Source organism: Gammaproteobacteria bacterium (genome assembly GCA_015709695.1).
Lineage (GTDB): Bacteria > Pseudomonadota > Gammaproteobacteria > Steroidobacterales.
The window spans coordinates 2,863,257-2,887,112 of the sequence record CP054183.1 but is presented as its reverse complement, the minus strand read 5'-3'; the positions used below and the strand labels follow the sequence as shown (position 1 = coordinate 2,887,112).

At 70.5% G+C, this 23,856-nt stretch carries 29 protein-coding genes and 1 tRNA gene; 10 read left to right on the top strand and 20 right to left on the bottom strand.

Annotated elements, in window-relative coordinates:
• Positions 1–403: 403 nt before the first annotated feature.
• Positions 404–3,115, top strand: coding sequence for a DNA polymerase I (polA, locus tag HRU81_13365; protein QOJ33029.1), 2,712 nt, complete (start codon positions 404–406; stop codon positions 3,113–3,115).
• Positions 3,116–3,312: 197 nt separating this feature from the next.
• Here polA and HRU81_13360 read toward each other — a convergent pair whose 3' ends face one another.
• Positions 3,313–3,897 carry a YihA family ribosome biogenesis GTP-binding protein gene (locus HRU81_13360; GenBank protein ID QOJ33028.1) on the bottom strand — a complete coding sequence of 195 codons (585 nt, stop codon included), beginning with the start codon at positions 3,895–3,897 and terminating at the stop codon, positions 3,313–3,315.
• A 166-nt stretch (positions 3,898–4,063) separates the two neighbouring features.
• Between HRU81_13360 and HRU81_13355 the strand changes: the two genes are divergently transcribed.
• Together HRU81_13355 and HRU81_13350 are read left to right on the top strand one after the other, a co-directional pair.
• Positions 4,064–4,702, top strand: a complete 639-nt coding sequence (locus HRU81_13355; GenBank protein QOJ33027.1) for a cytochrome c4 — start codon at positions 4,064–4,066, stop codon at positions 4,700–4,702.
• Between the two features lie 32 nt (positions 4,703–4,734).
• A complete protein-coding gene (locus HRU81_13350; protein QOJ33026.1) occupies positions 4,735–5,589 on the top strand; it encodes a thiol:disulfide interchange protein DsbA/DsbL in 855 nt (284 codons plus the stop codon).
• A 6-nt stretch (positions 5,590–5,595) separates the two neighbouring features.
• On the opposite strand, the gene HRU81_13345 is transcribed toward HRU81_13350, so the two are convergent.
• The 3 genes from HRU81_13345 to HRU81_13335 form a co-directional block, all read right to left on the bottom strand.
• Positions 5,596–6,021: a molybdenum cofactor biosynthesis protein MoaE gene (locus HRU81_13345; GenBank protein ID QOJ33025.1), complete on the bottom strand. Its 426-nt coding sequence runs from the start codon at positions 6,019–6,021 to the stop codon at positions 5,596–5,598.
• A 4-nt stretch (positions 6,022–6,025) separates the two neighbouring features.
• Complete coding sequence (locus HRU81_13340) at positions 6,026–6,265, bottom strand: MoaD/ThiS family protein (GenBank protein ID QOJ33024.1); 240 nt, start codon at positions 6,263–6,265, stop codon at positions 6,026–6,028.
• 85 nt (positions 6,266–6,350) lie between these two features.
• The gene (locus HRU81_13335) at positions 6,351–6,941 is read right to left on the bottom strand and encodes a nucleotidyltransferase family protein (GenBank protein QOJ33023.1); all 591 of its coding nucleotides are present in this window, start codon (positions 6,939–6,941) and stop codon (positions 6,351–6,353) included.
• A 163-nt stretch (positions 6,942–7,104) separates the two neighbouring features.
• Here HRU81_13335 and HRU81_13330 point away from each other — a divergent pair, with 163 nt between their 5' ends.
• The 4 genes from HRU81_13330 to HRU81_13315 all read left to right on the top strand — a co-directional run bounded on the left by HRU81_13330 (position 7,105) and on the right by HRU81_13315 (position 10,453).
• Entirely contained in the window at positions 7,105–8,061 is a 957-nt protein-coding gene (locus HRU81_13330; GenBank protein QOJ33022.1) for a universal stress protein, read from the top strand.
• A 242-nt stretch (positions 8,062–8,303) separates the two neighbouring features.
• Entirely contained in the window at positions 8,304–9,458 is a 1,155-nt protein-coding gene (locus HRU81_13325) for a PAS domain S-box protein (protein QOJ33021.1), read from the top strand.
• 7 nt (positions 9,459–9,465) lie between these two features.
• Positions 9,466–10,074 (top strand): response regulator transcription factor, encoded by a 609-nt coding sequence (locus HRU81_13320; protein ID QOJ33020.1) that lies wholly within the window; start codon positions 9,466–9,468, stop codon positions 10,072–10,074.
• A 31-nt stretch (positions 10,075–10,105) separates the two neighbouring features.
• Entirely contained in the window at positions 10,106–10,453 is a 348-nt protein-coding gene (locus HRU81_13315) for a TraR/DksA family transcriptional regulator (GenBank protein ID QOJ33019.1), read from the top strand.
• Here the strand turns inward: HRU81_13315 and HRU81_13310 are convergent.
• The 11 genes from HRU81_13310 to HRU81_13260 form a co-directional block, all read right to left on the bottom strand.
• Positions 10,450–11,049, bottom strand: coding sequence for a DUF2238 domain-containing protein (locus tag HRU81_13310; protein ID QOJ33411.1), 600 nt, complete (start codon positions 11,047–11,049; stop codon positions 10,450–10,452). The genes HRU81_13315 and HRU81_13310 overlap by 4 nt on opposite strands.
• Positions 11,050–11,090: 41 nt before the next feature.
• Entirely contained in the window at positions 11,091–12,170 is a 1,080-nt protein-coding gene (locus HRU81_13305) for a hypothetical protein (GenBank protein ID QOJ33018.1), read from the bottom strand.
• A 34-nt stretch (positions 12,171–12,204) separates the two neighbouring features.
• Complete coding sequence (locus HRU81_13300) at positions 12,205–12,606, bottom strand: hypothetical protein (GenBank protein ID QOJ33017.1); 402 nt, start codon at positions 12,604–12,606, stop codon at positions 12,205–12,207.
• Positions 12,603–12,986 carry a hypothetical protein gene (locus HRU81_13295; protein ID QOJ33016.1) on the bottom strand — a complete coding sequence of 128 codons (384 nt, stop codon included), beginning with the start codon at positions 12,984–12,986 and terminating at the stop codon, positions 12,603–12,605. The genes HRU81_13300 and HRU81_13295 overlap by 4 nt, the downstream gene beginning before the upstream one ends.
• A gap of 49 nt (positions 12,987–13,035) precedes the next feature.
• Positions 13,036–13,431: a DUF2784 domain-containing protein gene (locus tag HRU81_13290; GenBank protein ID QOJ33410.1), complete on the bottom strand. Its 396-nt coding sequence runs from the start codon at positions 13,429–13,431 to the stop codon at positions 13,036–13,038.
• The gene (locus HRU81_13285) at positions 13,428–13,877 is read right to left on the bottom strand and encodes an isoprenylcysteine carboxylmethyltransferase family protein (protein QOJ33015.1); all 450 of its coding nucleotides are present in this window, start codon (positions 13,875–13,877) and stop codon (positions 13,428–13,430) included. The genes HRU81_13290 and HRU81_13285 overlap by 4 nt, the downstream gene beginning before the upstream one ends.
• 21 nt (positions 13,878–13,898) lie before the next feature.
• Complete coding sequence (locus HRU81_13280) at positions 13,899–14,399, bottom strand: RDD family protein (protein ID QOJ33014.1); 501 nt, start codon at positions 14,397–14,399, stop codon at positions 13,899–13,901.
• 6 nt (positions 14,400–14,405) lie between these two features.
• Entirely contained in the window at positions 14,406–15,050 is a 645-nt protein-coding gene (gene can, locus HRU81_13275) for a carbonate dehydratase (protein ID QOJ33013.1), read from the bottom strand.
• A 62-nt stretch (positions 15,051–15,112) separates the two neighbouring features.
• Positions 15,113–15,328, bottom strand: a complete 216-nt coding sequence (locus tag HRU81_13270; GenBank protein ID QOJ33012.1) for a CDGSH iron-sulfur domain-containing protein — start codon at positions 15,326–15,328, stop codon at positions 15,113–15,115.
• Positions 15,325–16,125, bottom strand: coding sequence for an enoyl-CoA hydratase (locus HRU81_13265; protein QOJ33011.1), 801 nt, complete (start codon positions 16,123–16,125; stop codon positions 15,325–15,327). Before HRU81_13265 ends, HRU81_13270 begins: the two co-directional genes overlap by 4 nt.
• Positions 16,126–16,156: 31 nt before the next feature.
• On the bottom strand, positions 16,157–17,797 hold the full coding sequence (locus HRU81_13260; protein ID QOJ33010.1) for an acyl-CoA synthetase: 1,641 nt from the start codon (positions 17,795–17,797) through the stop codon (positions 16,157–16,159).
• A gap of 144 nt (positions 17,798–17,941) precedes the next feature.
• Here HRU81_13260 and HRU81_13255 point away from each other — a divergent pair, with 144 nt between their 5' ends.
• A complete protein-coding gene (locus HRU81_13255; GenBank protein QOJ33009.1) occupies positions 17,942–18,136 on the top strand; it encodes a hypothetical protein in 195 nt (64 codons plus the stop codon).
• Here HRU81_13255 and HRU81_13250 read toward each other — a convergent pair.
• Both HRU81_13250 and HRU81_13245 read right to left on the bottom strand, forming a co-directional pair.
• Positions 18,108–19,850, bottom strand: coding sequence for a hypothetical protein (locus HRU81_13250; GenBank protein QOJ33008.1), 1,743 nt, complete (start codon positions 19,848–19,850; stop codon positions 18,108–18,110). The two genes, HRU81_13255 and HRU81_13250, sit on opposite strands and share 29 nt — an antisense overlap.
• A 78-nt stretch (positions 19,851–19,928) precedes the next feature.
• A tRNA-Arg gene (locus HRU81_13245) sits at positions 19,929–20,005 on the bottom strand.
• Positions 20,006–20,118: 113 nt separating this feature from the next.
• On the opposite strand from HRU81_13245, the gene HRU81_13240 reads away from it, so the two are divergent.
• A complete protein-coding gene (locus HRU81_13240; GenBank protein QOJ33007.1) occupies positions 20,119–20,823 on the top strand; it encodes a Crp/Fnr family transcriptional regulator in 705 nt (234 codons plus the stop codon).
• A gap of 69 nt (positions 20,824–20,892) precedes the next feature.
• Positions 20,893–21,450 (top strand): cytochrome c5 family protein, encoded by a 558-nt coding sequence (locus HRU81_13235; protein ID QOJ33006.1) that lies wholly within the window; start codon positions 20,893–20,895, stop codon positions 21,448–21,450.
• 9 nt (positions 21,451–21,459) lie between these two features.
• Here HRU81_13235 and HRU81_13230 read toward each other — a convergent pair whose 3' ends face one another.
• Genes HRU81_13230 through HRU81_13220 form a run of 3 tightly spaced genes read right to left on the bottom strand, consistent with a single transcriptional unit; the run spans position 21,460 to position 23,802 of the window.
• Positions 21,460–22,215, bottom strand: a complete 756-nt coding sequence (locus HRU81_13230; GenBank protein QOJ33005.1) for a response regulator transcription factor — start codon at positions 22,213–22,215, stop codon at positions 21,460–21,462.
• Positions 22,212–23,291: a histidine kinase gene (locus HRU81_13225; GenBank protein ID QOJ33004.1), complete on the bottom strand. Its 1,080-nt coding sequence runs from the start codon at positions 23,289–23,291 to the stop codon at positions 22,212–22,214. The genes HRU81_13230 and HRU81_13225 overlap by 4 nt, the downstream gene beginning before the upstream one ends.
• A gap of 13 nt (positions 23,292–23,304) precedes the next feature.
• Positions 23,305–23,802 carry a DUF4124 domain-containing protein gene (locus HRU81_13220; GenBank protein QOJ33003.1) on the bottom strand — a complete coding sequence of 166 codons (498 nt, stop codon included), beginning with the start codon at positions 23,800–23,802 and terminating at the stop codon, positions 23,305–23,307.
• Between the last annotated feature and the right edge of the window lie 54 nt (positions 23,803–23,856).

Below are 23,856 nucleotides of genomic sequence, written 5' to 3'. Positions count from 1 at the left end.
GAGCTGCCTTGCCGGAAATGTGACGCACCTCACCCAGCGGCGTTTTGGTTTCGATGAAAACTGCCGACAACGCCGGGCCTGGCGTATGACCTCCGCGCCAAAAACCCCCAACAACATCACGGCGCAGCCACTAACCCGTAAGCGGCCGCGCCAAGATTCCGGCGCAGCCTACCATAATGTCCTCCCGGGACCAGCCTCACGAGAGGCCGCACAGCCGCTCCCGGCCTGCGCCTCCTGCCTGCTGCCATGCCCGGGCGGCAGTTATCGTCAAATGCTCGCGCCATTTCTGGGCCGGCTACGGGCCCCGGACCACGGCCGGACGCGGGCGCGTGGCGCATCTTGCGCAGGCTTCCGGCAGCGGCCTGCCCGGCGCAGGCCGGGCAGGCAACCCTATAATCCATGCATGCCCCCGGCCCCGCGTCTCGTCCTGGTGGACGGCTCTTCTTATCTATATCGCGCCTTCCACGCGCTGCCGCCGCTCAGTTCGAGCCGGGGCGAGCCGACAGGCGCGGTACTGGGCGTGCTCAACATGCTGCATCGCCTGCTGCGCGATGAAGCCCCGCAGCTTGTCGCCGTAGTGCTCGATGCGCCGGGCCGTACATTCCGCGATGAGCTGTTCGCCGACTACAAGGCGCACCGGCCACCCATGCCCGATGAGCTGCGTGCCCAGGTGGCGCCCCTGATCGAGGCGGTGCAGGCCAGCGGCCTGCCGCTGCTGCGCATCGAGGGCGTGGAAGCCGACGACGTCATCGGCACGCTGGCGCGGCGCGCGGCGGCCCAGGGCATCGACACGCTGATCTCCTCCGGCGACAAGGACATGGCGCAGCTGGTGGGCCCGCGCATCACCGTGGTCGACACCATGGCGGGGAAAACCTATGACCGCGATGGCGTCATCGCCCGGTTCGACGTCACCCCGGAGCAGATCATCGACTACCTCGCGCTGGTCGGGGACAGCTCGGACAATATCCCGGGCGTGCCGAAGGTCGGCCCCAAGACCGCCGCGCGGTGGCTGAAGGAGTACGGCTCCCTCGACAACATCCGGGCACATGCCGGCCAGATAGCAGGCAAGGTGGGCGAAAGCCTGCGCGACCACCTGGCCACCCTGGAGCTGTCGAAGCAGCTGGCCACCATCGACTGCGCGCTGGACCTCGGCCTGGAGCCGCAGGATCTCACGCCCCGCGAGGCGGATACCACTGCCCTCCACGCCCTGTATGAACGCCTGGAACTGCGCAGCCTGCTGAAGCAGCTCGACGCGCAGCCGCCGCCGGCGCAGGCCAACCCTGCGGGACCTCCCGCCCGCACGGTGACGAACCACTACGAAACCGTGCTGACGCGGGAGCAGCTTGCCGTCTGGCTGGAGCGCATCGAAACCGCCGAGCTCACCGCCCTCGACACCGAAACCACCAGCCTCGATTACATGCAGGCGGAACTCGTCGGCCTGTCGCTCTGCACCACGGCCGGCACGGCGGCCTATGTACCGGTGGCGCATCGCTGCCCCGGCGCACCGGAGCAGCTGTCACGCCAGGAGGTCCTGGACCAGCTCCGGGGCTGGCTGGAATCGCCCAGGCACGCCAAGGTTGGCCATCACCTGAAGTACGATGCCCATGTCCTCGCCAACCACGGCATCCGGCTGGGCGGCATGGCCTTCGACACCATGCTCGAGTCCTACGTCCTCAACAGCACGGCCATCCGCCACGACATGGACTCTGCCGCCCGGCACTACCTGGGCCGCGACACCATCCGCTACGAGGACGTCGCCGGAAAAGGCGCCGGCCAGATCGGTTTCGAAGACGTCGCTGTCGACACCGCCACGGCCTATGCCGCGGAGGACGCCGACGTCACCCTGCAACTCCACCAGGTTCTCTGGCCGCAGCTGCAGGCCGAATCGGCGCTGGCCGCCGTGTACCGCGACATCGAGCAGCCGCTGGTCCCGGTGCTCCAGCGCATGGAAGAAGCTGGCGTACTGGTGGATGCGAAGCAGCTGCGGGCCATGAGCCACGAGTTCGCCGTCGGCATGGCCGAGATCGAGAAGCAGGCCCACGCGGCTGCCGGCCGGCCGTTCAACCTCAGCTCGCCGAAGCAGCTGCTCGAGATCCTGTTCGAACAGCAGCAGCTCCCCGTGCTGCGCAAGACACCCACCGGCCAGCCCTCTACCGCCGAGGACGTCCTGGAGGAACTGGCGGCCGACTATCCCCTGCCCCGGCTGATCCTCGACTATCGCGGCCTGGCCAAGCTCAAGTCGACCTACACCGACAAGCTGCCGGCACAGGTCTCGCCGAGGACGGGGCGCATCCACACCTCCTACCACCAGGCCGTGGCGGCCACTGGCCGGCTCTCGTCCTCGGATCCGAACCTGCAGAACATCCCGATCCGGACCGAGGCCGGACGCCGCATCCGCCAGGCCTTCATCGCCCCGCCTGGCCATGTGCTGGTCGCGGCGGACTACTCGCAGATCGAACTGCGCATCATGGCGCACCTCTCGGGCGACGAGGGGCTGCTGGCCGCCTTCGCGGCGGACGCCGACATCCATCGTGCCACCGCCGCCGAAGTCTTCGGGGTGGCCAGTGATGCCGTGACCAGCGACCAGCGCCGCTCCGCCAAGGCTATCAACTTCGGGCTCATCTACGGCATGTCCGCCTTCGGCCTCGCCCGGCAGCTTGGCATCGGCCGGGACCAGGCACAGGATTACGTGGACCGCTATTTCGAGCGTTACCCCGGAGTGAAGGCCTACATGGACCGCACCCGCCAGGAAGCGCGCGATCGAGGCTACGTCGAGACGGTCTTCGGCCGCCGGCTGTATCTCCAGGACATCCATGCACGGCAGGCGGCGCGCCGGCAGTACGCCGAGCGCAGCGCCATCAATGCGCCCATGCAGGGCAGTGCGGCCGACATCATCAAGAAGGCCATGCTGGCCGTGGACGCGTGGCTGGCCGGCGAGCGCATCGCCGCCCGCCTGACCATGCAGGTCCACGACGAACTGGTACTCGAGGTCCACGAACAGGCGCGGCCTCAGGTCATGGACGGTTTGCCACGGCTCATGTCAGCTGCGGCGCAGCTGCGGGTACCGCTCAAGGTGGACGTCGGCACGGGTGCCAACTGGGACCAGGCGCACTGAACCATCAGCCAGGGTGGCGGAGGAACTTTGTGCCCGCACCCGCCTCTAACCACCGGGCGTCGAAAGAACGCCCCCGCCTCTTCCTCCCTGGGCGGGCTTTGTCGGCCGGTCCCCCCAAACCGGCCGGAATATTTGCCCCGGTCGCTCCCCCTGTACTCCGCGACCGGGGCAATTTTTTTCTTCCGGGCCTCCTCAGGCTATCCAAGCAGCATCTCGCGCAACCGTGCCCGCGCGGCATCGACGCCGTCGCCGGTGGCGGCCGAGAACAGCTGCATCGTGACCCCGGGTCCGGCCGCCGCCGTGGCCGAACGTAATGTCGCGGTCGCCTCGGCCCTGCCCAGCTTGTCCGCCTTGGTCAGCAGCACGTGCACGGGGCGCCCGAGCGAGGCACACCACTCGAGCATCTGCAGGTCCAGCGGACCCAGCCCGCGGCGGCTGTCAACAGCCAGGAACAGCCCCCGCAGGGACGCCCGCGAACGGAAGTAGGTCTCCAGCAGCTGTCGCCAGTGGGCCTGCGTGGCCTCGGTCACCTTCGCGAAGCCATAGCCGGGGAGGTCGACGGCACGGGCGCCTGGCTCGAGATGGAAGAAATTCACCAGCTGCGTGCGCCCCGGCGTGCGGCTGGTGCGAGCCAGCTGGCGCCGGTTGGTGATGGCATTGATGGCACTGGACTTTCCCGAGTTGGACCGGCCGGCGAAGGCCACCTCCGCGCCCTCGTCGGGCAGGAACTGGTCGGGCCGGTGCGCGCTGCTGAGGAACCGGGCTTCCGGATAGCCGGCCATGGATACTCGCGGATGGCTGAGGGTGGATTCGCTGCGAAACGCTCGGTGCCGGAGCCCGCCCGCGGCGCCTGCGCGCAGGGGGCATTGGTGTAGAATGCGGCGCCGCGCCGAGTGTAGCACGGGCTTCGCGGCGCCCTGTTTTCCCACCACCATGGCAGACGACCGCATGACACCGATGGGCCGTATCGTTTCCACGCCAGCCGCCGTCGGCGCCTGGATCCTGCTGGCTGGCGTCCTGCTCGGCGTCGATCCGGCTGTTGCGGCGGGCTCCGCCGAAGCGGGGCAGTCGAAGGCCGTGGTCTGCGCGGCCTGCCACGGCGTCGATGGCAACAGCGTGAATCCGGAGTGGCCGAGTCTCGCCGGGCAGAATCCCGCCTACATCGCGCGCACGCTCCATGCCTTCAAGAGCGGCGAGCGCAGCAATGTGCTCATGACTGCCCAGGCCGCCGCGCTCAGCGACCAGGACATCGAGGACCTGGCCGCCTACTTCGCCTCCAGGGCGCCGCGCCCGGGGACGGCGAACCCGCAGGACGCCACGGCCGGCGAACGCCTCTACCGTGGCGGCAACAAGGACACCAGCGTCGCCGCCTGCCTGTCCTGCCACGGGCCCGACGGCTCCGGCAACGCCCCGGCCGGTTATCCGGCCATCGCCGGCCAGCACGCGCCCTATGTGGCCGCACAGCTGCGCGCCTATCGTGCTGGCCAGCGCAGCTCCGACCTGAACCAGATGATGCGCAACACCGCCGCGCAGCTCACCGACGCCGAGATCGACGCCGTCGCATCCTACGTGCAGGGACTGCGCTGAAGCCGGTATTGCCGCCCAGGAGAAGCCGAATCATGCCCAACGCTACCCGCCTGGTCCCGTCCCGTTTCCGCCACGCCGCACTGGCCCTCGTCGTCGGCCTGCTGGCCGCCTGCGGTTCACCATCGAGCAACGGCACATCGGCGCCGCCGGCACCGGCGCCAGCCGCCGATCAGCAGGCCCCTGCGGCCCCTGCTCCCGCGGCCGAGGAGGCCAGGCCTGCCGCGAGCTCCGCTCCGGCCAGCGTCCAGGAATCGGCTGCCACCGACACCGGCGGCGAACAGCTGAAGCTCGCGAGTGCCGCGCCCCCGGCGGGCGAGCCGAACTGGCGTTTCAAGGAAGGCACTGATTTCAAGGTGCTGACGACAGCCCAGGGCACCACGGGGGCGCCGGGAAAGATCGAAGTCACCGAGGCCTTCTGGTACGGCTGCCCGCACTGCTACCAGTTCGATCCGCTGCTGCAGGAGTGGGTGAAGAAGCTGCCGGCCGACGTCAGCTTCGTGCGGCTCCCGGTCATGTGGAATCCGACCCACCAGATCCACGCGCGGCTGTACTACACCGCACTGGCGCTGGGGAAGATCGACGAGATGCACTCGGCCATCTTTCGCGAGATGCACGTCGAAAAGCACATGCTGACCACCGAGGACGAGATCCAGGCCTTCTTCGCCAGGTTCGGCGTCAGCGCCGAGGAATTCCGCAACACCTTCCGTTCGTTCGCGGTCGAGAGCCAGCTGAAGCGCGCCAAGGAACTGACCGAGCGCTACCAGGTGCGCAGCGTGCCGCTGCTGATCGTCGACGGCAAGTACAGCACGGACGCGCCGGGCATCAAGAACCTCGAGGACATGCTGGCCGTGGCCAACGAGCTGATCGAACGCGAGCGACGCCGCTGAGCCGCGTCAGCGTACCTCGCAGTTGATCCAGCCCGAATCGCCGTCCGCATAGAATTCCTTCTTCCAGATCGGCACCCGGTCCTTCACCTCGTCGATGATGTAGCGGCAGGCCGCGAAGGCGTCGCCGCGGTGGTGGGCGCTGACGCCCACCCACACCGCCACATCCCCCAGCGCCAGCGGCCCCAGCCGATGCACGCAGCGTGCCTGCCGGATGGCGAATCGCCCGAGCGCTTCGCCCAGGACCCTCTCGCCCTCCTTCACCGCCAGCGCTTCATAGCCCTCGTATTCGAGGCGCTCGACCCGTCGCCCCTCGTTGTGGTTGCGCACGCGGCCCTCGAACGTCACCAGAGCACCGCAGCTGTCATCGCCGAGCAGGCGGCCGAGCGCGACCGGATCCAGCGCTTCGCGGCAGAAGGAAAAGCCGGCGCCCACGGGCCTAGCCACCGGCTACCGGCGGGATGAACACGATGGTGTCGCCGTCGGCAAGCGGGCTGTCCCAGTCGCGGAACTCGTCGTTGATCGCCAGCTTGAGGCTTGGCAGGCGCGGGAAGCCGTAGCGCGCATCGAGTTCGCTGAACAGCGCGCGGGCGGTGACGGCCTGGGTGTGGACGTCCTCGCCGCTGCGCCCGGTGTGCTCGCGCAGCACCGCAAAATACTCCACACGCAAGCGCAACATGGTCCCGGGTCCCGTCACAGCGGCATCCTGCCGTGGCGCGAGAAGGTACACCCCGGCCCGCGCGAGCGGCAAGGCGGGGCGCACATCAGCCGCCGCCCCAACGCTCGAGGTCGGCCAGCGTATCGATGTCGGATGCGGCAGACGGCATGGGCACGGTGGTGAGCCCCGGCGTCGCGGCCAGCAGGCCGCCGGCGCCGCGATCACCCTGCAGCTGTGCCAGCGCCGGCCAGCTGCGCCGCGGGAAGATGGCCGGCACGCCCGGTGAGCCGCCGTAGTGCGCGGCCGCCGGCTGCTCGGGCGCCGAACGCCAGGCTGCCACGAGGCGGGCGAGGTCCGCGACGCCTATCCCCGGCTGGTCACACAGCAGCACGAGGCAGGCGGCGGCACCGGCGGGCAACGCGTCGAGGCCGCAGCGCAAGGAGCTGGCCAGCCCCTCAGCCCAGGCATCGTTGCGCACCACGCGAACCGGCCGCTGCACCACCGCGCGTTCGACCGATGCCGCGTGGGCGCCCGTCACCACCACGACACCGGCGTCGCAGCAGGCGAGTGCCAGCGAGGCCGCACGCTCCACCAGCGCCAGCCCCGCCACCACCGCCAGTTGTTTCGGGCCACCGAAGCGGCTGGCAGCGCCCGCCGCCAGCACCAGCCCGGCAAGCCCTGGCCCGTCATCAGCCACGGGCGACTGCTTCCGCATGCGCACGCACGAAACCGTGGTTGCGATCAATCCGTATTCGCCGCAGTCCCGTACGCGGTTCAGCGTATGCCGCAGGCATGCCGGGCGGCGTAGAACTCGAGCGGAACGGGTGGGCTCCGGACGGGATGCGAGGGGAGTTCACGGCATGACCAAGGCGCGAAGGATCCTGGTCGTCGTCGATCCGGCGGCGGCCGAGCACCCGGCCGTGGCGCGCGGCGCCAGCGTGGCACGACGCCTTGGCCTGGAGCTGCGGTTGCTGGTCTGCGTGCACGGCGGCCTGCCTTCGCGCATGCCGCGGGGCGCCGACGCACAGGAAGTGCGCCGCGCACTGCTGCGCCAGCACCTGCGGCTCCTGCAACAGCTCGCGCAGGACTCTGCCGGGGTCGAAGTGACGATGAACGCGGTATGGGACCGGCCACTGCATGAGGCAATTATCCGCGAAACGCTGCGCAGCGAGCCGCAACTGGTCATGAAGGATTCACGCTACCACCCGACGATCTCCCGGGCGCTGGTCACCAACACGGACTGGCATCTGATCCGCGACTGCCCGGCGCCGCTGTGGCTGGTACGCGGACCAGCCTGGGAGGAGGCGCCACGGGTGGTGGCCTTCGTCGATCCGACCCACGAGCACGACAAGCCGGCGGACCTCGACCATCGCATCCTTGCCGAAGCCACCGCGCTCGCAACCGGGCTGGGCGGCGAAGCCCACGCCGTGCACTGCCACGACGGTTCGGCCCTGTTCGCTGCCGCCGGCGGCCCGGGCGTCAGCGCGGAGATCGAGGCACTTGGCGCCGAACTGCAGGCCGAGCACGCCGGCCGCCTGCGCGAGCTGGCCACCGCCCGCGGCATCGACCCGGCACGCACCCAGCTGCGCAGTGGCCGGCCCGCCGAGGCCATCCCCGCCACCGTACGCCAGCTCGGTGCGCATCTCGCCGTGATGGGTGCCGTGGCCCGCTCGCGGCTGCAGGACATCGTCCTCGGCAGCACTGCCGAGCAGGTACTCGACCAGCTGCCCTGTGACGTGCTGGTGGTGAAACCCGGGCGCTTCGAGAGCCCCGTGACCTACCGGGCGCAGGCCGCGGATTTCATGGAATTGCACTAGACGACAGGCCACGGCAACACACATCCCGGGCTCGTCACCGGATCAAGGGCTCCCGCCGTCGGCGCGGGCCACGGTTTCCGGGGGCAGGTGCCATTGCTCCCCCGTCCATTCATTCAGTGATTGGCGCCTGTCCCCGGTTCTCCTCCCTCCTGCCACGCAACTCGCGTCCCCCGCTGGCCGCAGGCCGACGGGCGGGTGTATCTTCTGCCCGCCTCGCGCCTTGCCACCGGAGGGCCCGCAACGTGACCGAATCCCGCCCCACCCAGGGCGCCGCGCCCAGCCCCGCCAGCCCGGCCGAGGCCAGCGAGTTCGATGCATTGCTCGACGCCGCGGTGGACGCGATCGTGGTCATCGACGACGACGGCCGCATGCTGCGCTTCAACCAGGCCGCCGAGACCATGTTCGGCTTCACGGCCGCCGAGGCACTGGGCAAGCCGCTCGGCATGCTCATGGCGCCCATGGATGCCCGTGCCCACCAGGCTTTCGTGGAGCGCTACAAGCGCACGGGCCGGCACAACATCATCGGCCTCGGCCGTGAGGTCCTCGCCCGCCGCAGCGATGGCAGCATCTTCCCGGCCTCGCTGTCCGTGGGCGAAGCCCACTCGGCGAAGGGCCGCCGCTTCGTCGGGCTGATGCGCGACCTGACGGCACAGAAGGCGGCCGAGGAAGAGGCACTGCGGCATCGCGAGCAGATGCTCCACGCCAGCCGCCTCACCACCATGGGCGAGATGGCCGCCACCATCGCCCACGAGATCAACCAGCCGCTCTCCGCCATCGCCACCTACACCGCCGCCTGCCAGCGCCTCCTCGACCAGGGGCCGGAAGCGCGCGCCGACGTCATCGCCGCCCTGCGCGAGATCGGCGGCCAGGCGCATCGCGCCGGGCAGATCATCCAGCGCATGCGCAATTTCACCCGCAGCCGTGAATCGCTGCGGCGGGTGGTGGTGTTCGACGACCTGCTCGAGGAGATCCGGCCGCTGGCCGAGCTCGATGCGCGCGGCAACCGCGTGGACCTGCGCATCGTCGTCGCGCCGGACCTGCCGATGATCAACGTCGACGGCGTGCAGATCCAGCAGGTGGTGCTCAACCTCCTGCGCAACGGCGTGGACGCCATGGGCGACATTCCCGAAACCGAACGCGTGCTGACCCTGCAGGCCGCGCTGGCCCCGGATGGCGAGGTGCGGGTGGAGATCAGCGACCGCGGCCACGGCGTCACGGAACGCGCCCGCGACCGGCTGTTCACGCCATTTTTCACCACCAAGCCCACCGGCATGGGTATGGGCCTGGCAATCAGCCGTTCCATCATCACCGCCCATGGCGGTAAACTCGACTGCAGCAACAACCCGGAAGGTGGCGCGACGTTCTTCTTCACGCTGCCGGCAGCATTGGAAAAGTAGCCTCATCATGGAGCCAAAAGTATTCGTCATCGATGACGACCAGGCGGTGCGGGACTCGCTGGGCCTGCTGTTGCGTTCCATGGGCCAGAAGGCCCGCCTGTTCGACTCGGCCCAGGCCTTCCTCGACGACTACGACCCCGGCATGGCCGGCTGCATCGTCCTCGACATCCGCATGCCGGGCATGAGCGGCATGGAACTGCAGCAGAAGCTCAAGTCCATGCATTGCACGGTACCGGTCATCTTCGTCACCGGCCACGGTGATGTGCCCATGGCCGTCGAGGCCATGCACCACGGCGCCTTCGACTTCATCCAGAAGCCGTTCCGCGACCAGGAGCTGCTCGACCGCATCAACCAGGCCCTGACCTGGGACCACGAGCACCGCTCCGACGAGGACTACCGGCGCGGCGTGCTCGAGCGCTTCCAGAGTCTGACACCCCGCGAGCGCGAGGTGATGGACTGCGTGGTCCGCGGCCTGGCCAACAAGGTCATCGCCATGGACCTGAACCTCAGCCAGCGGACGGTGGAGATCCACCGGGCCCGCGTCATGGAGAAGATGAACGCCCGCTCCCTGGCAGACCTGGTGCGCATGTCGCTGCTGGTCTCCCGGGAGCCCTGAGCACGCGGTGGCAAGCCGCCCGGGGATCACCATGGAACGATCGCCGAAGGAAGCCGAGGAGATTCGCGCCCGCCTGCTGGCGCACAAGGCCGACCTGCAGACACGCGTGACCACGATCCACGAGCACGCGCGCGATCCCCTCGACCAGGACTCCGCCGAACAGGCGGCGCAGCTCGGCAACGTCGCGGTGGTCTCGGCGCTGGAGAGCGAAGCGGTGCAGCAAATCGCGGAAATCGAAGCGGCCATTCGCCGCCTGGATGCCGGAACCTACGGCGTCTGCGTCAGCTGCGGCGAACCGATAGGCGATGGCCGCCTCAAGGTCCGGCCCGCCGCCACCCAGTGCCGGGACTGCGCGGAACTCGACGGCCGGCGGGCCTAGTCCCGCGACAGCCGGGCGATCTGCCGGTCGTGCCAGCGGCCGAGCAGCAGCAGCGCCAGCAACGCGCCGAGCAGCGCGAATCCCATGTCTGACTGCGTGTCCCAGACATAGCCCTGGGTGCCGAGGAAGGCATCGGCCGCCTGGGCGCTGACGAGGGCGACGGCCCACTCGATCAGCTCGTAGAAAGCGCTGATCGCCAGGCAGACGCAGACCACGAGGAAGTTCCGCCAGGCCGGCAGCCGGACGATGTGCAGCCGGATCATCAGCTCACGCGCGAGGATCGCCGGGACGAAGCCCTGGGCGAAGTGCCCGAGTTTGTCGTAGTTGTTGCGTGCCTCGCCGAAGGCCTCGCGCAGCCAGTCCCCGAGCGGCACCTCGGCGTAGGTGTAGTGACCGCCGACCATGAGGATCAGGCAGTGCACCAGCACCAGCACGTAGGCCAGCGGCGTCAGCGGGAAGCTCCGCCGCGTCCAGGCCAGCACCAGGAACCCCGCCAGCGCGGGTGCCACCTCGAGCATCCAGGTAACACCGTCCTTCGGGCGGATGGCGGACCAGGCGAGCACGCCCCAGAACACCGCGAGCCAGGCCCATTGCATGGCCCCTGCGGGCAGCGGGCCGCGGGGTGGCAGCCGGTCGGTCATGGCCTCGTTATGCGCGCAGCTCCGCCGCGGGTCAAGCCGTCGCGGCCCGTCGCGGCCCGTCGCGGCCAGTCGTACGGATCCCAGACCGGCGGCTGCGTCGCGAGGTGCCGGCGCAGTTCGCGCAGGATCAGGCCCGGTGGCAGCGATGATGGCACACCGCCGGACAGATACAGGCGCGGTGCGATGTCGAGACTGTCTTCCCAGATCCAGCGGCCATGGCGCTCGCGGCGATTCAGCCAGCGGGCGAGCGCGCCGAGATCGACCCGCAGTGCCGGCCGGCGCGACGTGATCTGCAGCCAGGACTCGTAGCGATACTGCACCTCCAGGCACCGGCCCTGGATGCGCACCAGGCGCCCGGCACGGGTACGGTTGTGGATCGCGCAGGGATGCAGCACCGCCTGCTCGCGCCGCAGGTAACGCCACAGCGGCCGCGCTGGCAACCCTTCCGGGATGCGCACGATGGCGAGATCCGCTTCCGGCTCCTCCTCGATGCTGACGCGGCCGGAGGCGATCAACGCCTCGCTGGCATCGAGGTGCCGGTCCTGGTCCTGCCAGAGGTGCTGCCAGCTGCCCGTATCGGCCAGCAGTCCCGGCAGGCGCGGCAGCAGGGCGCGGTACAGGGCGGCGATGCGCGCTGCGGGCGAGCCGGCGAAGGTCGCCGGCGGCAGCGGCGAGCGCTGCGGATCGGCGTGGCCCTCGATGATGAAGCACAGGCGCGCGGCCGCGCGTGTCCGGTACACGCCGAAGTCCCCCGTGCGGGCCGCATCGACCAGCAACGTCCGGTAGCGCCAGGCACGCCCGGGATCCAGCAGCGTGAACAGGCTGAACAGGCCGTCCTCGTCGAAGTGGCTGTTGGTGGCAATGCCGGCGACGCGGCGCGGGTCATTCTCCTCCAGCCAGGCCAGCGTGGTTTCCGTGGAGGTGTCGCGACGGTAGCGATCCGGCGTGGCATTGTTCGGCCAGTGCGACAGCGTGAGCACCGTCGAGGACTGCGGCGCGCCATCGACGACGATGTGCGGCAAGCCGCGGGCTTCGCGGTATGGCAGGTACCGCAGGGACGGGTGTCGCTGTGCCATGCGCGCGCTTCCGGCGGGAGGGCGGTGCGCCGCGTCAGGCGTGGCGCCGCGCGACGCGCAGCAGCCATCCGGCGAACCAGGCGAGGGCGCCCAGCGCGATGGTGAGGAGCAGCAGCAGCTGCGGACCGGCGAGGTACTCGCGCCCCGGCGCGATCTCCTCCGGGCTCACCGCGCGCCAGAGGTACCACAGGCTGCCGGCCAGCGCCGGCACCACCGAGGGTGACAGGGCGATGGCGGCAGCCAGGCCGTCCGTGCCGCGCACACCCCGCAGCAGCCATGCCGCGAACAGGCCACCGGCCAGCATCACCAGCAGGTTCATGCCGGCCACGGTCGCGAGGGTATCGGCGCGCGGCCCGAATACGCCGAGCGCCGCCAGGCAGGCTGCCGCGGGCAGCCCCGCCACGGCGAGCAGGTTGAACCTCCCGTAGCGCGTCATGCCGGCGGCGGCGCCAGGACTTGGAAGCCGGCGTCGTCCTCCGGCCACATGCCTTCGAAACAGAACGCCTCCAGCGCGGCCAGCCGTCCATCCCTGAGCTGGACGATGAACTCGGCCGGCTCCGCCAGGGCCGGATGGCTCGCATGCACCGCGCGCACCCGGCGCGCCTGCTCCGCATCGAGGGCCGCCGCATCCGCAGGCACCTCGAACCGCGTGACGAAACCGACGCCGCTGTGGCTGCGGCTGACCACCCGGGCGCGCCGGCATTGCGCAAGCCAGGCCGGCGCGGCATCCCCGAGGTTGCGGCCCTGCGCCTCGAGCACCGCGCGTTCCAGCGGCCCGAGGAACAGCCGCGAGCCAGGGTCGTTGCCCAGTTTCATGGCGCGCACCATAGCGCAATTCGGCGGGCAGGGGGCGCCGCCTCGCGCCTCAGCGGCGCGGCCCGCCCCAGTACCAGGTGGCCGCCACCAGCAGCCCGAAGGCGGTATAGGCGACGGTGAACACCCACATCGGTGCATCGAAGAAGATCAGCCGGTGCAGCCAGTGGGCGATGAAGGAGCCGCCATAGCCGCCCTCGCCGGCACGCGCGCGCAGCGCGTTCTCCAGCACGGTCAGCGGGCAGAGCACGCCTGCCCAGGCCTGGGCCACCACCACGCCGATGGCCGCCAGGTGCGCGATGCGCAGGCGCCGACCGCGCACCCAGCGCCAGCCGAATGCCAGCCCGGCCAGCACCAGCACCTGGCCGATGACCACGAAGGCCACGAACGCCGCATGCACCAGCAGGACGGCATCGGCCAGCGCGCCCCAGGCGTTCACGCCCGTCAGATCCAGCGTCGCACGCGGCGGCAGTACGCCGCGAAGGCCTCGCCAAAGGTATCCGCGAGCACCTGCTCCTCGTGCCGGATGAACACCACGGTGATCGCCCAGGCGAAGGCCGGCACCACCAGCAGGGCCGCCAGGCTGCCGAGCCACACCGCCACGCCCAGCAGGATGCAGGCAAGCGCGAGGTACAGGGGATTGCGCGTGTAGCGGTACGGCCCATCGGTGACGAGCTGGCTGGGCGCACCGAATGGATGCAGGGTGGTGTGGCGCCGGGCCAGCGCGCGCGCCGCGGGAGCCGCCAGCAGGAAGGCCGGAACGAGCAGCAACAACCCGAGCCAGCGCCAGCCGGGCCGGAGCAGCTCCGCGGCGGGCAGCAAGCGGTCGAGCACCAGCTGCAGCGCGAGCGCGACCAGGAAGTACACGGGCGGGACGAGGCGGATACGGCGCATGGGCATGAACGGCCGGGCCGGCTAGCCCGCGGCTCCGCCGCCGCGCCGCGCGCGCACCACCACGGTGCCCGCCAGCTTGTCGTGCCAGCCCTGCTTGCGCGCATCGAATGCCACCCACAGCAAGCCCAGGCCGAGCGGGATGGTGGAGACGAAGTAGCCGAGGTAGCGGCCCACGAGCTGTGTCGTGGTCGGGGGCGCGCCGGTCACGGCATCGACGATGCGCGCGCCGATGAGCATCTTCCCCGGGGTGGCGGCGCGGCAGATCCAGAAGGCGAGGATGGCGATCGCGGGAAAGCCGTAGGTCATCAGCGGGTCGAGGGGGCCGCGCCCGGCCGGCGCCGCTGCCAGCAGGTCACCGCCGAGCACCTGGCGGTAGTGACCGATGTAGGCGTCGAAGTAGCCCCAGCCATAGGCCACCCAGAGCACCGGCGCGATGACCATGGCCAGCAGCACGCTGTCGACGAGCGAGGCCCAGGCCCGCGCCCAGAAGCCGACGTAGCGGAATTCCCCGGCCTCGGCCACCGGCCTTCAGCCGAGGCGGCCGAGCGCTTCCGCATAGACCGGAACGAGCTCGTCCTGGCAGGCGATGCAGGTGCTCAGGTCACGCAGGCGGCCGTCGGTGAGGCTGTATATCCAGCCGTGAACGGTGACCGTCTGGCCGCGGGCCCAGGCTTCCTGGACCACGGTGGTCTGGCAGACGTTGACCGCCTGCTCGATGACGTTGAGCTCGCACAGGCGGTCCGCCTGCTGCGCCTCGCTGGCGAGCGCCTCGAGCATCGGCTGGTGCTTCAGCCGCACGTCCTGCACATGGCGCAGCCAGTTGTCGATGAGGCCGAGGCGGTCGTTGCGCAGGGCGGAGGCCACGCCGCCGCAGCCATAGTGGCCGACCACCATCACGTGCTTCACCCGCAGCACATCCACGGCGAACTGCAGCACCGACAGGCAGTTGAGGTCGGTGTGCACCACGACGTTGGCGACGTTGCGGTGCACGAAGACCTCGCCGGGCAGCAGGCCGACGATCTGGTTGGCCGGCACGCGGCTGTCCGAGCAGCCGATCCACAGGTACTCGGGCGATTGCTGCCGCGACAGCTTGAGGAAGAACTCCGGATCCCTCGCGCTGATGCGCTCGGCCCAGGCCTGGTTGTTCTGGAACAGGTGCTTGAGCAGGCGCATGGCGGCATATTAAGGCCGCCATGGCCCTGCACCAAGGCCGGGCCGTGCGGGAGCAGCCTGTTTCAGGCCTCGCGCGGCACCAGCTCGCAGGTCCCGCCCGGCGCCTCGAAGCCGATCCTGCGGTGGCTGCCGTCGCAGAACGGCTTGGCGGCGGACGCACCGCAGCGGCACAGGGCGATGCGGTCCTTCTTGCGGATCGGCGTGCCCTCGCCATCCCAGCTCCACTCGCCCACGGTATCGATGAGGATCGGGCCGTTGGGGACGATGGTGATCTTCATGCCTGCTCCCAGCGCGGTGCGCGCTTGTCGATGAATGCACTGACGCCCTCGGCGGCGTCCGGACCCAGCATGTTGCGGGTGATGCAGGCCGCGGCCTCGGCATAGGCGTCGGCCAGCGGGCGCTCCAGCTGCGAATAGAAGGACTGCTTGCCGGCCGCCACCACCGCCGGCGGCTTCGCCGCCAGCGTGCGCGCCAGAGCCAGCGTGGCCTCCTCCAGCCGCGCCACCGGCACCACGCGGTTCACCAGGCCCCATTGCAGCGCCGTCGCGGCGTCGATGAACTCGCCGGTGAACAGCATCTCGAAGGCGCGCTTGCGGCCGATGTTGCGCGATACCGGCACGGCCGGCGTGGCGCAGAACAGTCCGAGGTTGATCCCCGAGGTGGCGAAGCGCGCATCCTCGGCGGCCACCGCCAGGTCACAGGCCGCGACCAGCTGGCAGCCCGCCGCGGTGGCGATGCCCTGGACGCGGGCGATCACCGGCTGCGGCAGGGCCTGGATGGCCTGCATGATGGCGCCGCAGCGGCTGAACAGTTCGCTGATGAAGGCCTGCTCGCGCCGGGCCATCATCTCCTTGAGGTCATGTCCGGCGCAGAAGGCCCGGCCCGCGGCGGCGATGACCACCACCCTCGCGGCCGGGTCGCGGGCGATGTCCTGCAGCGCGGCCGCCAGCGCCCCGAGCAGTTCGCCGCCGAGGGCATTGAACTGCCGTGGCCGGTTCAGGGTCAGTGTGACGACACCCTCGGCCGCCGTGCGCAGCAGCGGCGCCTCGCCCGCGGCATCGATCGCGGTATTCATGCGGATTCCCCTTTCCTGGTACGACGGCGGCTCACTCGATGGCGCTCGCCGAGCGGGCCTGCTCACGCAGGATGAACTTCTGGACCTTGCCCGTGGCGGTGCGCGGCAGCTCGCCAAAGACCACGGCCTTCGGCACCTTGAAGCCCGCCAGCAGCCCGCGGCAATGGCCGATGAGCTCCTCTGCCGTCACGCTGGCGCCGGGCTTCAGCTCCACATAGGCCCGCGGGGTCTCGCCCCAGCGCGGATCCGGCTGGGCCACCACGGCGGCCAGAAGCACGGCCGGATGGCGGCACAGCGCATCCTCGACCTCGAGGGAACTGATGTTCTCGCCGCCGGAGATGATGACGTCCTTGGAGCGGTCGCGGATCTTCACGTAGCCGTCGGGCTGCATCACCGCCAGGTCGCCCGAGTGGAACCAGCCGCCGGCGAAGGCCGCGGCGGTCGCCTCCGGGTTCTTGAGGTAGCCCTTCATGGTGAGGTTGCCGCGGAACATGATCTCGCCCAGTGTCTGCCCGTCCCAGGGCACCGGCGTCAGCGTGGCGGGGTCCATGACGCCGATGGCTTCCTGCAGCGTGTAGGGCACGCCCTGGCGGCCGTTGCGCTCGACGCGCGCCGCGAGGTCGAGCTGCTGCCACTCCGGGTGCCGGGCACAGATTGCCGCCGGGCCGTAGACTTCGGTCAGGCCGTAGACGTGCACCAGGTCGAAACCCATGCGGTCCATGCCCTCGATCATCGCGGCCGGGGGCGAAGCCGCGGCCACCATGGCCGAGACGCGGTGGTCGATGCCGGCCTTCAGCTCCGCCGGTGCGTTGATGAGCAGGCTGTGGACGATCGGCGCAGCGCTGTAGTGGGTGACGCGATGGCGGCGGATGGCATCGAAGATGGCCGCCGCTTCCACGCGCCGCAGGCAGACGTGGGTGCCGCCGATGGCTGCCACCGCCCAGGTCAGGCACCAGCCGTTGCAGTGGAACATCGGCAGGGTCCAGAGGTAGACCGCGTGCTGCGGCATGCCCCAGTCGACGATATTGGACACCGCCGCGAGATAGGCGCCGCGGTGGTGGGTCACCACGCCCTTGGGATTGCCGGTGGTGCCCGAGGTGTAGCCCAGCGCGATGGCCTCCCACTCGTCCTGCGGGTGGCGCCAGCGGAAATCGGCATCGCCGCCGGCGAGCAGGGCCTCGTAGTCCATGCTGCCGAGCCGCTCGCCGCCGGGGCCCAGGCTGTCGTGCACGTCGATGACCAGCGGTGGCCGCTCGAGGCTGGCCAGGGCCTGGCGCACCACCGGGGCGAACTCGGTGTCCGTCACCAGCACCCGCGCCTCGCCGTGGCGAAGCATGAAGGCGATGGCCCCGGCATCGAGCCGCGTGTTCAGCGCGTTGAGCACCCCGCCGGTCATCGGCACGCCGAAATGCATCTCGATCATTTCCGGCGTGTTCGCCAGCATGGCGGCCACGGTATCGCCCGGACCGACCCCGCGGGCAGCCAGGGCCGAAGCCAGCCGGCGGCAGCGCGCATAGGTTTCGCGCCAGCTGTAGCGCCGCTCGCCATGCACCACGGCCAGGCGCCCGGGCCAGACCTGCGCCGTGCGCGCGATGAAGGACAGCGGCGTCAGCGCCACATGGTTGGCCGGATTCCGCTCGAGGCCCTGCTCGTAGATGTTCTGGCGTGACATGGCTGGATGGTGGTGGCTGCAGCGTCGGGCCATGCTAGCACTGCGCTTCGTGCTGCTGCGTTATGTCAGAACGTGACCGGCCGCATGGGATTCCCGAGCGCGAAGGACTATATTTACCGTGCCCGCACAACAAGAACAAAAGCCATGCCTCCCCACGCATCCCCCAAGGTGGCCCTGGCCGCCGACGACCCCGAAACCGACGTCACCGACGGTGGCTGGGATCCCTACGTCACCTCGCTGCTGGCCAGTGCCGCCGGCGGCAGCGCCGAGGCCGGCGACGAAGCCGACGACGGCGCGCCGGTGATGAGCTTCAGCCAGCCACCGCGTCCGCAGCGCTGACGCCTGGCTGCAGCGGCGTGGTCAGCCGCGCCACCACGGTATCCGGCGAGTGCAACTCGCCGTAGGCCCGCGCGAACTGCCGCGCCTGCGCGCGATAGTGTTCGTGCCGCGCGACCAGGTCGCGCAACAGCCGCGGGATCTCCGCCACCGCTGCGGCCGCGAGCCCGACGGCGCCCAGCGGCAGGCCCTGCGGCCCCGGATCGAGGAAGCACAGCTCGCTGGCCTCGATGCGAACCGTCAGCGGCTCGTTGGCGTGCGCGAGCCGCAGGCGCAGCCCGCGGGCGCCAGCCTTGATGTGCACCAGCAGGCGCAGCGGCTTGTCCCCTTGCCGCGCAGCCATGACGTCGAGCTGCCGCGCCAGCACCTGTCCCTGCCCATCGAGCTGCTCGCAGGCCAGGGCGAAGTAGTGGCCCGACCCGGCGGGACTGCCGAGCGACAGCGACAGCAGCAGTTCACGCGCACCGGTCGGGATGGCGCCGTCGCAACCCAGCGCGGGCGGTGACTGGTCCGCTGCCGGCGGCAGGGGCTGCCAGTCGCCGGCGCACGCCGTGCCCAGCGGCGACGCCCGCGCGCGCAGTACATCCAGGTGACGGAAGTTGGCCTCGGCGATCTCGTCCGCCAGCCAGCAGCCCGCGGGAACGATGACCGGCACCCCGGAGCAGAGCATTTCGATCAGCACGCCGCTCGCCCGGCCCTGGTAGCGAGCCGGATCGTAGAGGAACAGGCCGATGTCGGCCGCGCGGATCATGGCGCAGTAATCCGCGGCGGAAAGCGGGAACGGCAGGCGGCTGACGATGCCCGGTGCCGCCGGCCCCGGCAGCACCGGCAGTTCCGCATCGCGCTCCACCTGCACCAGCAGCTCGACCCGGCCGCTGGCGAAGAACTCGTCCCAGCCCTCCTTCAGCACCTCGCCCAGGCGCGAGGTGCCCTTCTCGGCACGGGCACCGCCGGCCGAGAGCATGCGCAGCCGCGCGGACGGCGCGGTCCGGTCGAGCGGCCGGAAGGCCGTGCTCACCGGATAGTCGAGCACCGTGAACGGCGCAAGGCCCATGCGGTTGTACTGCGCCGCGACCTGCGCGGTGGTGGCGTGGAAAGCCAGGCGCAACTGCCCCGCCGGCGCCAACAGCGCGGCGAAGTGCGCGCGCATGGCCGCCACCCGCTCCGCCTGGCGATCCTGCGCGGGTTCCGCGCCGTCGAGGTAGTTCAGGTGGAACTGCAGGTGCCAGCGGCAGGCTGCGGCCGGTGGCCGGCCCGCCAGGAAACGCAGCACCGCCACCAGGTCGAACTCCGACAGCGTCGGCACGAACACCACGTCGCCCGGCTGCACCGCCACCGCAGCGAACAGCGCCTCGCAGCCGCGGACAAAGCGGCCGAGGCGGCGGCGCTGCTTCAGCAGCAGCGCCGCGCGGCGCCACCAGGCCGCCGGCCCGCGCCCGCCCACCGGCATCCGCTGCCATGCGCCCCGCCGATACGGATTCTGCGGCAGGCTCGTGGCGCCCGATGTCACGGTGAAGCGGTTGTAGGTGTCGTTGCGGAACACGGCAATGACCCGCCAGGGCGCCAGGCTCGCCCCATGCGGCGCGAAGCGGCGATTGGTGGCCAGCACCGGCTCCCAGCCGGCGCCGGCCGCGGCCGCGGCGACGTGCAGGTCGTACTCGTAGTGATGGCCGCCGGGGGAGATCAGCGAGTGATCGATGATGAACAGGCGCGGCATCGCCGCACGATAGCGTCAGGCGGCGGGCCGGACAACGAACACTGAACAGGGGGCACCAGGGCCCCCTGTTCGCGGGAATGGCGCGCCCGGCGAGATTCGAACTCACGACCCCTGCCTTCGGAGGGCAGTACTCTATCCAGCTGAGCTACGGGCGCTTTCGAAGGGCGGCCATCATACCCTCGGCTCTCGGAGGGCGTCCACGGCCGGCCGGTGTGGTGACAGGGGGCGGTGCTTGCAGCGCCGCCGGGACCCGCGCCATGCTTGGCGGATGCCAGGCCGCCAGAAGCCGGAAGACATCTTCCTCGATGCGTTTGTCCATGCCCCGACCCGCGAGCTCGCGCCGGGGCAGGTGCTGCTCGCCGCGGGCGCGCCCGCGGACGAGGTGTTCAACATCCTCGACGGCATGCTCATGATGAGCCGCACCGGCAGCGACGGCCGCCGCCAGGTGCTGAGCTTCCTGTTCCGGGACAACTTCATCGGCCTGACCACCGCGGATCGCTACTACTTCACGGTGCAGGCGGTGACCGCTGCCCGCGTGGCCTGCCGCCCACGCGCGGATTTCGAGTCGCGGCTGGCGCGCGATCCGGAGGCCGATCGCACCTTCCGCAACATGACGCTGCGCGTGCTCGAGGACCTGCTCGACAAGATCTACAGCCTCGGCCAGCGCTCGGCGCTGGAGCGCCTCGCCGTCTTCCTCCTCTACCTGCGCCATTCCCACCGCCTGGCCCACGGCATGGGCGAGGACGGCGACCCGGCCAGCAACGAGGTGAGCCTGCCCATGACCCGCGAGGACATCGCCGACTACCTCGGTCTGCAGAAGGAAACCGTCAGCCGCAGCTTCGGCCAGCTCGAGAAGCGGGGCCTGATCCGGCGCGTGGACAACCACCGGGTGCAGCTGGTGGACCTCGAGCGGCTGCGCGAGCTCGCCGGTGTGATGGATTTCGCCTCCCCCCAGCGCCTGCCGCGCAGCTGATTGCAGCGTGGCCGCAGCCGCGGCCGCGCTTTCTGTTTGCCGATCCGCCGCTTATACTGCGGCCCCGCCATGCGGGCCTGCCCGCACAGCAGCAGAAGGGGGCGCAGCTTGAGCAGCCAGGACCAGAAGTTCTTCGACGTATTCATCCTCGTGATCGGCAGCCTGGTGGCCATCGCCATCGTGCTCATCGTCACCGCGCGCTCGATTGGCGCTGCCACCCAGATCAAGTGGGTCCACGAGTACCCGATCTACGCCAAGGCGGTTTCCGAGAGGCTCCAGCCCGCCGGCAGGCTGGCGTTGCCGGGCGAGCCCGGCAGCGAACCGCCGCCGGCAGCCGCAGCAGTGGCCGCCGCCGCAGCCCCGGTCGCCGCCCCGCTCTCCGGTCCGCAGGTCTTCAACCAGGCCTGCAACGCCTGCCACGGCGCCGGCATCGCCGGCGCACCGAAGCTCGGCGACAAGGCGGCCTGGGCACCGCGCATCGCCCAGGGTGCCGACACCCTGCACAAGCACGCGCTCCAGGGCTTCCAGGGCAAGACGGGCGTCATGCCCGCGAGGGGTGGCTGGGCGAACCTCTCCGATGCCGAAGTGGCTGCCGCCGTCGATTACATGGTGAGCCAGGCCCGCTGAGGCCGGGCCTCAGCCCGCCGCACCCGCAACGCGACGCTTGACCTCCGCCAGCAGGCGGCGGCTGATCGGCAGCGGCTGTTCGCGGTGGGCGATCCAGGCCAGGGAACGGCCGTCCTCGGTCGTCTCGATCCGCTGCAGGAACTTGCGCGCCACCAGCGTGTTGCGGTGGATGCGGATGAACTCGCCGGGGAACTCGGCCTCGAGGTCCTTCAGGGTCTCGTCGCTGACCTCCTCGCCGTCGGCCAGCATCAGCGTCACGTACTTCTGGTCGGCCTGGAAGCCGAGGATCTCGCCCACCGGCACCAGCCGCAGGCCCTTCGCCTTGCGCACGCAGATATGGCTGCGGCGGCCGCCCTCCCCGGCAGCAGCGGCGGCCGTGGCCAGGCCGCTGCGCGACAGGCGCGAGGCCTGCTGCAGGGCGCGCTCCAGCCGTTCGCGCCGCACCGGCTTCACCAGGTAGCCGATCGCCTGGGCCTCGAAGGCCTGGATGGCATAGTCGCTGTAGGCGGTGGTGAAGATCACCGCCGGTGGTGAGGCCAGCGCATGCAGGTGGCGCGCCACCTGGATGCCATCCATCTCCGGCATGCGGATATCGAGCAGCACCACGTCCGGGTCCAGGCTCTGGCAGAGATCCAGGGCCTGCCGGCCATGGGCGGCCTCGCCGGCCACCTGCCAGCCGCCGATGTCCGTCAGCAACTGACGCAGCCGCGCGCGCGCGGGCGACTCGTCATCGACGATCAGCACGCTGCCGGGCACCGCATTCATGGCTGCGGCATCCGGTAGGGAAACCACAGCGTCACGCGGAAGCTGCCGGGCGGGGCCTCGGTGGCGAGGCCGGCCTCATCGCCGAAGACCAGGGCGAGGCGTTCGCGGATGTTCTCCAGCGCAAGGCGGTGTCCCGGGCGCCCATCCTCGACCGTGGCCGCTTCGGGTACCGGGTTGGTGACGGTGAGTCGCAGCGTGGCACCTTCGCGGCTGCCCGCCACCTCGACCACGCCGGGGCCCGCGAGGCGTTCGATGCCGTGGTAGATGGCATTCTCCAGCAGCGGCTGCACCGTCAGGCCCGGCAGCATGGCATCGGCGGGCAGCTGGCCCACGTCCCAGCGCACCTCGAGCCGGTCGCCGAGCCGCTGGCGCTCCATGCGCTCGTAGACCCGCGTGATGTCCAGCTCGTCGGCGAAGCTGATGTTCTGGCGGGTATCGGCCAGCGAGGCGCGGAACAGGTCGGCGAGATCCTCCACCGCCTGCTCGGCCGCGGCGGGATTGCTGCGCGTCAGGCTGGCGATGGTGTTCATGCTGTTGAAGAGGAAGTGCGGACGGATGCGCGCCTGCAGCGCGTGGATGCGCGCCTGTGCCTCGCGCCGGACATTGCGCTGCCATTGCTCGGACACGTAGAAGTACCGCAGCAGGCCGCCGGTGATCAGCCCGCCCACGGCGAGGTTGCGTGCCGCGAAGAACCAGTGGTCCACCGGCAGCCAGGCGCCGCTGGCGATGCCCGGGGCGATGGCGTAACCCACCCAGTAGAGCGCCTCGGACACCAGCAGCACGTTGGCCAGTACCGCGGCGAAGGCCAGCGTCGAACCCTGGCGCAGCGGCAGGCGCGCCAGCCGCGGCCGCAGGCCGCAGAGCACGGCGGCGGAGGTCAGCGCCAGCCATTGCAGCACCACCGAGGTGGAACCCAGGTCCGCGAAGAAATTGACCCAGTGGCTCTGCCGCGCCAGGGCCAGGGTGATGGCCATGAGTTCGGCGACCAGCACCACACCCAGCACCGCCATGGGCGCGCACAGATCGGGCAGGTAGCTGCAATCCTCCGCGCGCGGCGCTGGCGGCGCGGCGGTCACCGCCGGAGCCGGATCACTCCGAGCACCAGTCGGCCACGGACTTGCGAGCCTCAGCGCGGGCAGCATCGATTTCCTCGTCACTCAGGTACTGGCGCTGGCCATCGGCACCCGGCCGGTACAGCCGGTGCGCCGTCTCGTATTTCTGCAGCTTCTCGCGGGCCTGCTCGCAGCCCTTCTCGCGCTCGCCCTTGACCTGCTCGCGGTCGTCGGCATCGGCCTTCTTGTCCCCGGCCTGCTGCGCCTTGCGCAGCTCCGCCGCGCTGTCCAGCCCGGCCTTCTTCTGCGCCGCCGCGGCCATGGCCTCGGAGTCCGTCATCCGGTAACGCAGGTTCATCTCCGTGGCCGACTGGCCGGCATTGGTGCCTTCCGGCGGACGGTCCTGGTAGTGCGGCGTACCGTCCTTGTCCACCCACTGGTACACGGCACCCTGATCGGCGGCGACGGCGCGGGCAGCCAGCCCGGCAAGGAAAACGGACGCAATGACCGTGGAGCAGACGGCAACGGCTTTCATGGTGAACGCCCTCGTGATTCCAACCGGCGCAGGAGCGGCAGCTGCCGCCCGCGA